Origin of the sequence: Methylobacterium sp. Leaf94 (assembly GCF_001426045.1) — a bacterium.
In the GTDB taxonomy this organism is placed as follows: Bacteria; Pseudomonadota; Alphaproteobacteria; order Rhizobiales; family Beijerinckiaceae; genus Methylobacterium.
Map to the genome: position 1 here is coordinate 60,074 of NZ_LMRM01000003.1, position 14,161 is coordinate 74,234.

At 69.4% G+C, this 14,161-nt stretch carries 9 protein-coding genes and 1 pseudogene; 5 read left to right on the forward strand and 5 right to left on the reverse strand.

From position 1 onward, the window contains the following. Positions 1-39 precede the first annotated feature (39 nt). The 3 genes from ASG63_RS03065 to ASG63_RS03075 all read left to right on the forward strand — a co-directional run bounded on the left by ASG63_RS03065 (position 40) and on the right by ASG63_RS03075 (position 2,725). Entirely contained in the window at positions 40-1,044 is a 1,005-nt protein-coding gene (locus ASG63_RS03065) for a 2-hydroxyacid dehydrogenase (RefSeq protein ID WP_056211971.1), read from the forward strand. 145 nt (positions 1,045-1,189) lie between these two features. Beyond that, a complete protein-coding gene (locus tag ASG63_RS03070) occupies positions 1,190-2,230 on the forward strand; it encodes a sensor histidine kinase (RefSeq protein WP_056211972.1) in 1,041 nt (346 codons plus the stop codon). A gap of 69 nt (positions 2,231-2,299) precedes the next feature. Then, positions 2,300-2,725, forward strand: coding sequence for a SufE family protein (locus tag ASG63_RS03075; RefSeq protein WP_056211975.1), 426 nt, complete (start codon positions 2,300-2,302; stop codon positions 2,723-2,725). 21 nt (positions 2,726-2,746) lie between these two features. Here ASG63_RS03075 and ASG63_RS03080 read toward each other — a convergent pair whose 3' ends face one another. Both ASG63_RS03080 and ASG63_RS03085 read right to left on the reverse strand, forming a co-directional pair. After that, positions 2,747-3,553 carry a DUF6456 domain-containing protein gene (locus ASG63_RS03080; protein WP_244479796.1) on the reverse strand — a complete coding sequence of 269 codons (807 nt, stop codon included), beginning with the start codon at positions 3,551-3,553 and terminating at the stop codon, positions 2,747-2,749. A 310-nt stretch (positions 3,554-3,863) separates the two neighbouring features. After that, entirely contained in the window at positions 3,864-4,298 is a 435-nt protein-coding gene (locus tag ASG63_RS03085) for a MucR family transcriptional regulator (protein WP_056211977.1), read from the reverse strand. Positions 4,299-4,751: 453 nt separating this feature from the next. Here ASG63_RS03085 and ASG63_RS03090 point away from each other — a divergent pair, with 453 nt between their 5' ends. Next, on the forward strand, positions 4,752-6,905 hold the full coding sequence (locus ASG63_RS03090; RefSeq protein ID WP_056211979.1) for a S9 family peptidase: 2,154 nt from the start codon (positions 4,752-4,754) through the stop codon (positions 6,903-6,905). Between the two features lie 164 nt (positions 6,906-7,069). Further along, positions 7,070-9,427 (forward strand): annotated as a pseudogene (locus ASG63_RS26985) (hemolysin). A gap of 23 nt (positions 9,428-9,450) precedes the next feature. On the opposite strand, the gene ASG63_RS03100 reads toward ASG63_RS26985, so the two are convergent. The 3 genes from ASG63_RS03100 to ASG63_RS03110 all read right to left on the reverse strand — a co-directional run bounded on the left by ASG63_RS03100 (position 9,451) and on the right by ASG63_RS03110 (position 14,155). Further along, positions 9,451-13,056, reverse strand: coding sequence for an AsmA family protein (locus tag ASG63_RS03100; protein ID WP_056211982.1), 3,606 nt, complete (start codon positions 13,054-13,056; stop codon positions 9,451-9,453). A 117-nt stretch (positions 13,057-13,173) separates the two neighbouring features. Beyond that, positions 13,174-13,425, reverse strand: a complete 252-nt coding sequence (locus ASG63_RS03105) for a hypothetical protein (protein WP_056211983.1) — start codon at positions 13,423-13,425, stop codon at positions 13,174-13,176. A gap of 217 nt (positions 13,426-13,642) precedes the next feature. Continuing rightward, entirely contained in the window at positions 13,643-14,155 is a 513-nt protein-coding gene (locus ASG63_RS03110) for a DUF2442 domain-containing protein (protein ID WP_056211985.1), read from the reverse strand. Positions 14,156-14,161: the final 6 nt, after the last annotated feature.

Consider the following 14,161-nt stretch of genomic DNA (forward strand, 5'->3'; position numbering starts at 1 on the left):
CGGATCGGGGCTGGCCGACACCGTTCGCGGGGAGGGTGCATGTCGTCGTTGAAGCGCAAGCCGCTCGTGGTCGTCACGCGGCGTCTGCCCGAGGTCGTTGAGGCGCGCATGCGCGAGCTCTTCGAGATCCGACTCAACACCGACGATGCCCCGATGGCGCCCGACGCCCTGATGGCGGCCGTGCGCGAGGCCGACGTCCTGGTCCCGACGGTGACCGACGAGATCGATTCGGGACTCCTCGCCCAGGCCGGCCCGAACCTGCGGCTGATCGCCAACTTCGGCAACGGCGTCGACCACATCGACGTCGCCGCGGCCCTGGAGCGCGGCATCACCGTCACCAATACCCCCGGCGTCCTCACCGAGGATACCGCCGACATGACCATGGCGCTGATCCTCGCCGTGGCCCGCCGGGTCACCGAGGGCGCCCGGATCATCCCGGACGACGCCTGGACCACCGGCTGGTCGCCGACCTGGATGCTCGGCCGCCGAATCACCGGCAAGCGCCTCGGCATCGTCGGAATGGGCCGGATCGGCCAGGCCCTGGCCCGCCGGGCCAAGGCCTTCGGCCTGCAGATCCACTATCACAACCGCCGGCGCGTTCCCGCGCAGATCGAGCGCGACCTCGACGCGACCTACTGGGAATCCCTCGACCAGATGCTGGCCCGCGTCGACATCGTGTCGGTGAACTGTCCGCACACGCCGGCCACCTACCACCTGCTCTCGGCCCGCCGCCTCAAGCTCCTCAAGCCCGAGGCCGTGGTGGTGAACACCGCCCGCGGCGAGGTCATCGACGAGACCGCCCTCGCCCGCCTGATCGAGGCCGGCGACATCTCCGGCGCTGGCCTCGACGTGTTCGAGCAGGAGCCGGCGGTGAGCCCCCGCCTCGTCAAGCTCGCCCGCGCCGGCAAGGTCGTGCTCCTGCCCCACATGGGCTCGGCCACCCACGAGAGCCGCGTCGACATGGGCGAGAAGGTCATCATCAACATCAAGACCTTCATGGACGGGCATCGGCCGCCCGACCGGATCCTGCCCAGCATGCTCTGACGGCGCCGCCGTCCCGCGGCATCCATGCCGGCAGCGGATGGCGGCCCCCCATCACAACGTAGGATCGGAACGGGCCCATGCCCGGCACGTTGACCGGCGCTGGCTCGGACGGGGCCGGTGTTTGGAACGGGTGGATCGAGACATCATGGCCGCGGACACACCGTCGACCGAGGCGGCATCGGTGAGTGTTATGGGGTGCGGCGAGTTCCGGCGTTTCGCCGATTTCGTGCCCCTGATGATGTGGCGTGCCGATCCCCAGGGGGCCGCCGTCCATCACAACGAATCCTGGCTCGCCTTCACGGGCCGCTCGGTCGAGGAGGAGCTCGGCCACGGCTGGCGTCGCGGCCTCCATCCCGATGACCTCGAGCGCCACGCCGCCATCGTGGCCAAGGCGTTCGCCGCGCAGGAACCGTTCACGTCCGAGTTCCGCCTGCGCCGGCACGACGGCGCCTACCGGTGGCTGCTCGATACCGCCAAGCCCTTGCGCGAGAACGGCGATTTCGTCGGCTTTCTCGGTACCTGCTTCGACATCACCGACCGCAAGCATGCCGAGGAGCATTCCGAGCGCGCGCTGGTGGAGAAGGAGGCGCTCCTCGCCGAGGTCTACCATCGGGTGCGCAACAACCTCCAGGTGATGGTCAGCCTGATCGGTCTCTACGGCCGTGCCGCGCCGGCCCCCTGCCGAGGCAGCTTCGAGGCGCTCGGTCAACGGGTCCGCGCCATCGCCCTCGTGCAGCAGCACCTTCACGAGGCACCCCACATCGCCTCCATCGACCTGCGCGACTACCTGCACCGGCTTGCCTCCGGCCTTGGCCAGTTGCGCCGGGCGGGGCGCATCGGCGTCACCGTCGGCGGTCATGGCACCAGCCTCGTCGAGCCGCGCACCGCCAACGCCCTCGGGATGATCGTCGCCGAGGTTGTGTCGGAATGCCTCGACACCACCGCCGAGACGGTCGCCTGCACCATCGCGATCCAGATCGACGCGGCGGCGGGCGGTCCCGTGCGCCTCAGCATTGTCTCCGGAGCGGGAGAGGGCGCCGCCCCCGGCAAGCTCGAGGTGCCGAATCTCGGCCCTCGCCTGATCGCCGCCTATGCTTCGCAGGCCGAGATCGCTGTTCGGGGCATCGGTACGGCCGCCGAACCCCTGGCGCTGCAACTCCCCGAGGTCCTGGCGCAGCCGTCCTGAGGATCGCATTGGCGCCGGCATGGACTATATGCGCAGGGGTGCCGCCGCACAGGAGCCGTTCCCCCACCCATGCTTCCAGATATTGCGACGATCATCGACAATTTCGGCATCCTCGATGAGGGCCCGGACCGCTACGAGTATCTGATCGAACTCGGGCGTGCCCTGCCGCCGTTCCCGGAGGAGTTGCTGACCGAGGAGAACCGGGTCCATGGCTGCGAGAGCCAAGTCTGGGTCGACGCCCATATCGATCGCGCCGAGACCCCGCCCCGCCTGCACCTGCGGGGGACCAGCGATTCGGTGATCACCAAGGGGTTGATCGCCCTCGTCATGGCCCTTCACGACGGCAAGGCGCCGGAGGACATCGCCAAGGTCGACGTCTTCCAAACCTTCAAGGAGATCGGGCTCGGGGCCCATCTGACCTCGAAGCGTTCCAACGGCGTCCGGGCCATGGCGGAGCGCATCCACCGGGATGCGATCCGCCTGACAGCCGCCTGAACGGCCCCCGCCAAGAACCGATCAGCCCCGCCGCGCCGCTTGCACCGAGGCTTCCCGCCACAGGCGCGACCGGGCACGGTCCGGCCCGACCGCCGCGCGCTCCAGCCCATAATGTTCGGCCAGGCGCGCCAGGGCGATCCGCGCCACCACCTTCGCCGAGCGGGCCGGCCAGCGTCGCTCCGCCTCGATCCGCTCCAGGCCCTTGAGGAAGCCGCACAGGTCGATCAGCAGGCCGGACAGGTCGCTGCCGACGGCATCGAGGGCCGCCCGGACCCGCTGGCGTGCGGCCAGCATCGCGTCGGAGCCGGCGGCCGGATCCCGCGGACCTGATCCATCGACCTTTACGCCGCTCCAATCCTGACCCATCCGCGGCATCAGCGCGGCTCCGGTCAGGTCCCGGCGCAGGCGTTCCCCCGCCTCGAAGCAGGCTGCGTCGATGAGAGGCGTGCCGTCGCGATCCCGCCGCCGCGCCATCCAGGCCAGGGGGCTCTCGGAAGCATCGCGGACCGGCCGGTCCGGCGCGACGAGGCTGCTCACGAGGTCGAGATGCTGGGCGAGATAGGGTGTCTGCGGGCCGGCCGCTTCCCGGCGCAACCGCGCCCGTCCGGCCGGGCTGATCGTCAGGCGGGCCCGGCGTCCCGAGCCGCATTCCGCGAGATCCCGGGCCAGCAATTCGGCGCCCGCGCTTCGCCCGAAGCGACCGCCGCCGACGGAGATGCCGGTGCCGCCCTCCCGGACGATCCATTCCTCGGTCTCGGTGGGATCGGGCAGCGCGTAAGCGCCTTCCTGCGCGAGGGCGTTGAGAAGACGCCGGGCATTGGGGCTCAACACCTCGTTCCCGCAACGGGCGTGCAGAGGGTGGGCGCCATACTCCCGGGCCGGACGCACGGCAGCGATCGACGGGGCAGTCCGATCAATGTTCATGGTTTGTTCCAATACTCAGGACAGCGGCGGCACGCGCCAGAACGCCGACAGTACGGGAAAAATATCCTAGTTCAAGTCTTGACGGCCATTTTGCCGACCGCTCGTCAGCCCGTCCCGGTTCGGGGTGGTTGGGGCCGGTCGCGACGCGATCGAGGCCTTTTTGCCAATGGAGACGGGCTCCGGAGACCACGGGTGCTCCGGAGTGGTCGTAGCCTCAAGCCGCTTCGTCGTAGTTCCCGCTGCGGGTCTGTCCGAGACCGATCGCCTTCGCGAGGTCCGAACGCGCCTTGGCGTAGTTCGGAGCAACCATCGGGTAGTCGGGCGGCAGGCCCCACTTGGCGCGGTATTGCTCGGGGCTCATGTCGTACTTGGCGCGCAGGTGGCGCTTCAACGACTTGAAGGTCCGTCCGTCTTCGAGACAGATGATGTGATCGGCCGTCACCGACTTCTTCACGGAGATTGCGGGCTGAAGCGGCGCGGCAGGCGTCTTGGCCTCGATCTGGCCGCTGGCAATCTGGGTCAGTGCCCCATGAATGCGCGTGATCAACTGAGCCAGTTCGCCGGGAGGCACCGGGTTGTTGCTCACATAAGCCGAAACGATGTCGACGGTCAGTTCGACATAATCCGCGGAGTGTTCGATGTCGGTCATAATCGGAAGAGCTCTCCTGACGCGATGCAGTGAATAGGGTACGCAAGCAACTCGACCGCCTTCGCGCCGATGCTCGCTCGTTCCGCGGATCGAACCCGCGGCGTCACCGTCTGTCCTGCATGCGCTATAGAATGCGCAGCAACTTCGCCCGCTACGATTTCTTGATATGCTATTCTCAATGACATCGCAAGACGGGCGTGCGCAGTTCGATAACGTCAAGCAACTGTTGCGAACAATATTTCAACCTTGCCGAATTCTCGGGATCTTCATCCAGGCGTCCGAGCATGAGCCCCCGAGAGACCGTCGGACAGATTGCCGCAGCAGCGGCCGCATCCCTCGTTCCATGTCCCGCACTCCCCACGCGCTTGCTTGCAGCTCACGCTCGCGCCACATGGCACGGCAATATGGAGCGACGCGTCTCCGTGTCTCGACCCTGCGCCAGGATTTTTTGCGATGGCCTCCCAATCAACAAGCCTTTCGGTTTCAGCCACCGCTCCGGTCGCGGAAGTGCGCCCGCACACCTACGAAGTCCACGGCCATGTGATCCGCGACGACTATGCTTGGCTGAAGGCTGAAAACTGGCGGGATGTCCTTAAGGATCCGGCGGCCCTGCCCGCCGATATACGGGAGCATCTGGCAGGTGAGAACGCCTATTCGGACGCCGCGCTCGCGAACACCACTGCGCTGCGCAAAACCCTCGTCGCCGAGATGCGTGCTCGGATCCGGGAGGACGACAGCAGCGTGCCCGAGCCTGACGGCCCCTATGCCTACTACACCCGCCATCGCGAGGGCGGACAGTATCCGCTGGTGTGTCGGCGGCCGCGTACCGTCGTGGTGATCCCCGGGCAGGGCGCTGAGACGGCGGCCGATGGGGGGCCGGAAGAGGGGGAGGTCATCCTCATCGATGGTGATCGCGAAGGTGAAGGGCTGACCTTCTTCGAGATCGCCGCAGCGGTCCATTCCGATGACCACCGGTTGCTCGCCTGGAGCGCCGACACCAAGGGCTCGGAACTGCACAGCATCCGGGTGCGTGATTTGGAGACGGGCTCCGAGCTGACGGATCGCGTCGAGGCGACCACCGGGGAGGTGGTCTGGACCGCCGATTCCCGAGCCTTCTTCTACGTCGCCGTCGACGACAACCACCGGCCCGCGCGAGTGATGCGCCATCGTCTCGGCACCGCGCAGGACGCCGATACCCTCGTCTACGAGGAGGCCGATTCCGGCTTCTTCGTCCATATCGAGGAGACGCAATCGGGCGACTACCTCATGGTGACGGCCAGCGACCACGAAACGTCCGAGGTTCATCTCCTCGACCGTCGGACGGGGGAGGGTACGCTCACCGTGGTGCAGCCGCGCGAGCCGCTGCTGATCTACTCGGTCGAGAACTGGGCCAACCACCTCTTCATCCTCACGAATGCCGACGGAGCCGAGGACTTCAAGATCGTCACCGCCCGGGTGGAGGCTCCCGGTCGCGAGAACTGGACCGACGTCATCGCCCATCGTCCCGGCGTGATGATCCGTCACCAGCACGTGATCGCCGATCATCTCGTGCGCCTCGAGATCGAGAATGCACGCCCGCGGATCGTCGTGCGCGACACCAAGGGCAACGAGCACGTGGTGGCCTTCGCCGAGGAGGCCTATTCCCTCGGCCTGCAGCCGGGGCACGAGTTCGAGACGGCGGTGATCCGCTTCACCTACTCGTCGATGACGACGCCGGCGGAGACCTACGATTACGACTGCGTCACCCGGGCCCGGCAGTTGCGCAAGCGTCAGACCGTGCCCAGCGGCCACAACCCGGCGGACTACGTCACCCGGCGCCTGTTCGCCACGGCGGCGGACGGCGAGACCGTGCCGATCTCGCTGCTACACCGGCGCGATTGCCCGCTCGACGGTACCGCCCCGCTGTTGCTCTACGGCTACGGCTCCTACGGGACGCTGATGCCGGCCGCCTTCCGCACCAACCTGCTGTCGCTGGTCGACCGCGGCTTCGTCTACGCCATCGCTCACGTGCGTGGCGGGACCGAGAAGGGCTGGCGCTGGTACCTCGATGGCAAGCGCGACAAGAAGCCCAACACCTTCTTGGATTTCGTTGCCTGTGCCCGCGCTCTGATCGAAGCCGACTATACCGCCCAGGGCCGCATCGTGGCCCATGGCGGCTCGGCCGGCGGCATGCTGATGGGGGCGGTCGCCAACCTCGCGCCGGAGCTGTTTGCCGGCATCGTCGCCGACGTGCCCTTCGTCGACGTGCTGAACACCATGCTCGATGGTGAACTGCCTCTGACGCCGCCCGAATGGCCGGAATGGGGAAACCCGCGCGAGAGCCTCGCGGCTTTCGAGACGATCCTGGCCTACTCGCCCTATGACAACGTGGCGGCCAAGGCCTATCCGGCGATCCTGGCGCTCGGTGGCCTGACCGACCCGCGCGTGACCTACTGGGAGCCGGCGAAGTGGGTCGCGCGCCTGCGGGCGACCATGACGGGCGGTGGCCCGATCCTCCTGCGCATCAACATGGAGGCGGGGCATGGGGGCGCCGCCGGGCGCTTCGATCGCCTGGAGGAGGTCGGCCTGATCCAGGCCTTCGCCCTGCTGGCCGTCGGCAGGGCCTGAGAGGCGTACGCGGGCGAAGGTCGAGCCAGATCGAGGGGCGGGACGAAATCCCGCCCCGAATTGCTTCGAACCGCGCAACTTTATTGGTCCTTGTAAGATCCGCCGCATCCCTGGTCGGCATTCTCCCGTGAGGCAACTTTTGGTTGTGTCCCGAGGGGGTGTGCATGACGAGAATTTCAGTGACATGGGCCGACGATTGGTCCCGGAGCCAAGCCGGCGGGCGAGCGGACCTCATCCTAGCCACTGCGCAAGCTGCCGCCGATGGTTGGGGCAAGTATATCCAGGGCAACGGCACGATCGACCTCACCGTCGCAATCGGCAACGTCGGAGGTGGGAATTATCTCGCGAACGGGGGTCCGAACGGAACCTGGGACGGACGCTTCTCGGCAGCCATTCACAAGGCGCGCTTGGGTTGGGACGGAAATGGAGGCGCTCCGGACGGGAAGGTAACCTTGGGCGAGCACCGGCTCGACAGCTTGTTTTACGATCCGACGGGTGCGGCCTCTGTTCCGTGGGATAAAATCGATGCCTATTCGCTGTTCCAGCATGAATTCGGGCATGCCCTGGGATTCGTCGACCTTCCGGCCACATGGTCCAACGGGAACAACGAGTTCTCTGGGCCCAACGTTCAGGCTTCGAACGGCCGCTCGATCCCGCTCGACGACTCCCGCTCCCATGTCGCCGGTCGAGAGGATCTGATGGACCCCTGGTCTTCTGTGGGCAGCCGTGCGCCGATCACGGATCTCGATCTCGCGATCTTCCAGGATATGGGCATGCCGATCGCCACCGAGCGGGCTGACCGGATCGGGCTCGACTACCCGAACGAGGAATTCTTTGCGTTTGGTGGGGATGACTGGGTCGATGGCGGGTGGGGCGACGATCGGATCGACGGGGGGACCGGCGACGACAGCCTGTTCGGCAGCGGCGGCAACGATACGCTGATCGGTGGTGCGGGCGACGATATCCTGGATGGGGGGTGGGGGTACGACACCCTCGATGGCGGCGAGGGCCGCGACCGGGCGATGTATTCCGGTAACCCCGCCGACTTTGCCGTCATCTACGATGCCACCAGCAGGGGCGGCGCCCTCAGGATCAAGAACATCGCCAGCGGCGAGGTCGACATCCTCACGGGGATCGAATCCCTGCGCATCGGCGACGTCGAACTTGATGTGAAGGGTTTGTTGGCTCACCTCCGGGCACGCTTCGGCCCCATCGGGACCGACTCCAAGAGCCGGTTCGAGATGCTGTTGACGGACACCTCCGACGAGGCCTTCGTGGCCGACATCCCGGAGATCGACGGCGGCTTCGTGGCCAGCGCCCTGGTGCGCTTCGATAACCTCGCTGGCGGCAGCCATCAGCGCGTCTTCGACACCGGAAACGGAGCGTGGAGCGATAACATCTGGCTCGGCTAGGTCGGCAGCAGCCGCGACATGGGCTTCGAGATCTATGCCGGCTCCGGCGTGCATCGCATCGTGGCCAAGGATGCGATCGTGCAGGGGGTCGAGGCGCGCTGGACGGCTGCCGTGGACCCCAACGGGCGCATGAGCCTGTCCAAGGACGGGGTCCTCCTGGCGCAGGGGCAGGGTGAGGTCCCCCGCGACATCGTCCGTACGAGCGACCTCGTGGGCAAGTCCAACTGGTCATACGACACGGACCTCATGGGCACCGTCTACGACCTGAGCTTCAAGGCGGACGGAGTCGCCGATCTTCACGGCGCCTTCTCGGCCACCGCCAAGGTCCGGTTCGACGATCTCGATGCGGGTCCCTGGCAGCGGGTCTACGACCTGGGCAACGGAACGAGTGGCGACAACGTCTTCCTCGGCCAGATTGGGACGTCGAATGACATGCAGTTCACGATCCAGAACGGGAGCAGGGAGGGAACCCTGATTGCCAGGAATGCGATCGTGGAGGGACGGGAGGCGTCCTGGACGACCAGCGTCAACGAGGCGGGCTGGATGCGCCTGTTCAAGGACGGTACGATCCTGGCCGAGGGGCAGGGCGTCGTGCCGAAGGACATCGAACGGACCAACGAGTTCGTCGGCAAATCCCCCTGGTCCATCGATGCGCCACTGGCGGGCAAGGTCAGCGACCTGGAGGTCACCGCGTACAAAGGGATCCCAGAGATCGAGGGCGCCTTCAAGGTGTTCGCCGAAGCCCGCTTCGACGATCTGGCCGGTGGCAGTTACCAGCGCATCTTCGACACCGGCAACGGGGCCTGGGAGGACAACGTCTGGCTCGGTCAAGCCTGGACGAGTGACGACATGGCCTTCGAGATCATCGCGGGGTCGGAAACCTACCGGATCACCGCCTACGATGCGATCGTGGAAGGCGAAACGGCCCGATGGCAGGCCAGTGTGGACGACGGGGGCTACATGCGCCTGTTCAAGAACGACACCCTGATGGCCGAGGGTCCAGGGGGCGTTCCCCGCGATGTGCTCCGCACCAGCGATCTGGTGGGGAAGTCGAACTGGTCCTACGATGCCGACCTGGCCGGTCAGATCAACGAGCTGATCTTCATGTAGAACGGCACCGCCCACCCCTTCCGCTAGGGGCCCGGGGGCGGACCCTCCCGGTCCCGGGGCGGCTCCGGCTCGCTGCGCTGGCGGCGCGCCGCCTCTTCGGCGGCCCTTTCGGCCTCCTGCTGGGCCGCTTGCTGTGCCCGCAGACGCGCCTGGCGGGCGGCGTCCTCGGAGGCCGCTTTCTCGGCCGCCAGCTTGTCCGCCGCGGCCTTGATGGCGAGAGCGCGGACCCTGTCCATCTCGATGCGGGCGCGGCGGCGCTGGCGCTCGCTCTGGTCGGCTTCGAACAGCTCGATTTTCTCGAGTTCGCGCTGGAGCACCAGGGCGGCGAGCCCGTTGGTCACCGGTCCGGCGTCGATGCTGCGCTCAGGGTTTCGGATCGGACCGCTGAAGCCGAGCTGGATCGAGGGGTTCGCCCCGCTCCAGCCCTTGGGCGCCTGGCCGGCGAGGAGAGACCCGCGCGCATCGATGCGCGCGTCCCTCAGGTCGACGCCGAGAGTCCCGCTCCAGCGCGCGGATCCGAGGGGCAAGGTCAGCGGGCCGGCCCGCAAGGTGCCGCCGACGAGGCTCGCCGGGCTCGAGACCGGCCCCTTCACGGTGAGCGGGCCCGCGCCGAGTTCCTCGGCCGCGAGGGCCTGCAGGCGGCCTTCCCGCAGGGGATCGTCCTCCGCGAGCGCCCGTGTCAGCGCCCGATCGAGACCGGCCGGATCGGCCCCCGGCAGGCTGAGGCCGGTGAGCGTGAGGGTGCCGCTCCCGCCGAGGTTGTTCATCAATCCGGTCAGGCTCTCGCCCGAACTGCCGAAGCGGAGCTGGGCGGAGACCCGACCGTCCACCGGCCCCGGGCCGACCAAGCCGGGGATCGCCGCATCGGTGATCTGGCCCTCGCCGGAGAGCGCGGCGGCGCCGCCCTGACGTGTCGAGGTCGCGCGTCCCGCGATGCGTCCACCGGCGAGGGTCGCGTCGAGGTCACGCAGGGTCAGGGTCTCGCCGTCCAGGGTGACGCCGAGGGTCGCGCCGGTCGCCGTGAGCCCGCGCCCGAGGTCGAGGCTGTCGACCCGGAGGCCGAGGGAGACCGCCGGCCGGCCGGCCGGAACCGGCGCGAACCGCGCGCTCGCGGGGCTCTGGCCGGGTCCGCGCGGGGCCTCGGTCGGCAGGATCGTGGCACTGGCCAGAAGCGGCAGGGCGAGGCGGGTCAGGGACGCGCTGCCGCCGATCGCGCCCTCGGCCGTGCGGGTGAGGTCGGCCGAGACGGGCTGGCTGGCGATCCGGCCGACGACGCCCAGGCGCAGGTCCGGGCCGGCCCGCGACAGGCGCAGACCGAGATCGGCCGGCAGCGGCCCGGGGATCGGCACGGCGCTGCCCGCCAGGGTGAGGAGCGGCGCGAGATCGGGCAGGGCGAACTGAAGCGCGCCGGCTCGCGGCAGGGGCTCGGCGGCGTCGAGGAGGATCGGCTGCACCGTCGCGACGGTGATGTCGGCGACCGTCCCGCTCAGGCGCAGGGCGAGCCCCCCGGGAGACGCGGTGCCGTCGGACGGGGCGGCTACGCCGGCGATGCGCAGGTATCCGGGCCGGCGCAGGGCCTGGACATCGGTGCGCCCGAACCAGGGGGCCGCGTTCGCCGTCGCGATGGTGAGGTCGAGGGTGTCGATGCGGCCCGCCCGGCTCAGGAGGTCGAGGTCGAGGGTGCCGCCCGCCGCGTCGCCCTTGGCGCCGACCCGCAGGGTGTCGGCCGCGCCCGCATCCCGCTCGAGGTTGACCGCGAGGTCGAGAGCCCCGTTTCGCAGGAAGGCCGGGACCCGGCGGGCCTCCGCCACCCAGACCCGGTCGAGGAGCGCGAACAGGGGGGCGGCCACCGCCGCCGAGACTTGCCCGGCGATCCGGCCCGTGCCGTCCGGGCTGATCCGGCCCGAGAGCTTGGCATTGGCGCCGGCCAGGTCGGTGATGGCGAGGCTGTCGACCACGAGGCTCGGGCCGTCCGACTGGATGCTCGCCGCGATGGTGCCGTTGCCCGAATGAGCGCCGGCGGGCCCGTAGCGCACGTCCCGGGCCTGGAGCGTGATCCCGACATCGTGGCCCCGCAGGTCCGCGAGGGTGCCGCTCAGCACCGGCAGGGCGGCGATGTCGATGCCCTGCGCGGCGAGCTGTGCATCGAAGCGGCCGCGCGCCGGTCCCTCGGCCGCCGTGTAGCGGGCATTGCCGGTGATGCGGGCCTCGCCGAGCCCGAGGCGCAGGTTGCGCAGGGACACCGTGCCGGCGGCCACCGAGAGGTCGGTATTCACCTGCACCGGACGACCGTCCATCACCGCCACGGCCGGGCCTTCGAGCCCGAGGCGCCGCAGGTAGCGGCCGAACCCGTCGGAGGCCGGCGTGTCGAGGGACAGGCGCCCGGTGAAGCGCAGGCCGGTCTCGGTGTCGATCTCACCGCTGGCGCCCAGGGCCGTGGCGCCCGGCGCGGTGACGTCGAGGCGGCGCAGCACCACGCCGCCGGTGCGGTCGAGGGTGCCGCTGGCGGCCAGCCCCGTCCACTCGTCGTGGCCGAGGGCCAGGCTCTCCGCCGCGAGGTCCAGATCCACCATGATCGGTAGTCCGAGGCCGTTGCGGCCGCCGGTGTTCGGCAGGCCGCGGGCGATCAGCGCCTGTCCGGCCGCCGAGGTCAGGAAGGCGTCGAGGTCGAGGCGACGGGCGGAGAGCGCCAGGGCGCCGCGCCACTGCTTCAGGTCGAGCTGACCCGAGCCGCCCAGGCGCAGGGCCTGGCCGCCGGGATCGATCTCCAGGGCGACGTCGGTGAATCGGGCCGTCAGGCCGCGCCCCTTGAATTTGCCGGCAAGGGAGAAGGGCAGATAGGCGCCCGCCGCCTGGACCGGCGGCCCGACGACGATCCGGGCGCTGCCTTCGGCCACCGCCGAGGTCAGGCGCCGTCCGCCCGTCGCCGTGCCGGCGGGTGCGAGGCCGATGCGGGCATCGGCCTCGAAGCGGGGCTGCGTGTCGCCGCCGCCCGCGATCTTCACGTTGACGCCGTCGGGCCCGAGCTCACCGGTCGAGACCCGGAAGGGGACGCCCCGGCTCGTGCCTTCGGCCCGCCAGGGGCCGACGAGGGCGGGCGCGGAGACCTGAAGGGCCTCGGCGTAGAACTGCTCGGTCCGGCCCGTCGCGAGCACCTGGGTCGTCAGCACGAACTGCCGGATCGACAGGTCCTCGATGGCGAGGTCGCGCCGCAGGGCCGCCGACAGCCCGCGCGTGGGCAGGAGCATCGCCTCGCCATCGGTGACGGGGAGCTTGACCTCCGCCCGGCCGACCCGCGTCTCGGTGAACAGGATCTCGCCCTTCAGCAGGGGCGCCAGGGCGATCTCGGCCTTGATCCACTGCAGGTCGAGCTGGGGCTGGTCGAGGGCGGGCTTCTGCGCGGCGCCGGCCCCGGACCCCAGCCGCAGGCGATCGAGCTTGAGGCGCGGCGAGGGCAGGAGCCGGACACCGATACGGCCCTCGGTCTGAGCCGCGACCCCGAGGGAGCGCGCGATCGTCCGGTCGATCGTGCCGCGATAGCCCTCCCAGGCCACGAAGGGCGGGACGGCGAGCGCCGCGACGAGGAGCAGGATGACGGCGCCCGCCAGCGCGGTCAGGATGTCACGCACCGTCTCTGTTCCGCCTCGTCACCCGGGTCGGGCCCCGCTCCGTCGGCGGACATAGCACAGGGAACGCACGCGCGCGCCAGGGCCGGCGCGCCGCGTCCGGCGCCCCGGGGCCGCGGCTCAGCGACGGCCCGGAACGACGATCGGGGCGGGGGGCGCGCTCGGCCGGAACAGGTCGCCGCGCTGGATCTGCAGACGCGTCTGGTTGGTGTCGAATTGCTGGCGCTGCTCGATGCCCCGGAGTTCGCTGCGGTTGGACAGGCGCTCGTTGGTGGCATTCAGGCTGTCGACGCCCCGCGACGAGACCTGGGCGAGGGCCGGACCGGCGGCGAGGAGCGCGAGGCCGGCGAGAAGGGCGGGGGAGCTACGCATGGCGGCGTCCTTGTCAGGTGCACTGTGATGTCGTGATCTGGTGAGACGACCTGCCGGTGGGAAGGCGGGTTCCGGTTTTCGAAGGTTCTGCGACGCTGCGTGAGACTGCCGCATCGATCGTCGGCAGCGACGGGAGGTTGCGGGTTTCAGTCCTCTTCCGTCCTTGGCCGCCGGAGTCTCAGTGTGTCGCGGTCTCTGCCTGGCGGACCGCGCCACCCTACGCCGCGCTGGGTGCGCCCACGCGGCGCGGGCGGCCCCGCTTGCGCGGCCGGTAATGGGCGTGGAGCAGGATCGGGTCGCGCAGGGCCGCCCGACACGCCATCGCAACGGGAGTCGGCACCGCGCTGATGCCCGCCTTGTAGGCGTTCCACGTGCTCAGCGAGAGGCCGAGGAAATCCGCGGATTCCTGGTTCGACAGTCCGGCGGCTGTCTGCCACGCAGTCACCTCCGCGCGGCCGAACCGCCGCTGTTCGTCCGCGATCAGCCTGAGATGATGCGCATCGATGGCGAGGTCCCCGTCCTCGCTGCCCCATTCCACGGAGGTCCCGTGATCTCCGAGCCGGACCGTCGCGAACAGGGCCGGATCGTTCAGAGGCGACAGGATCTCACCGCCGGTGGCGATCCATCCGGCGAGGTCCACGCGGTCGGACCGGTCGTCGCGCCACATCACGCCGAGGCCGGTGGGACCCGTGGCGATGACGGTTGAGATGCGGGGCAGGGGATCGTTCACGGCAAC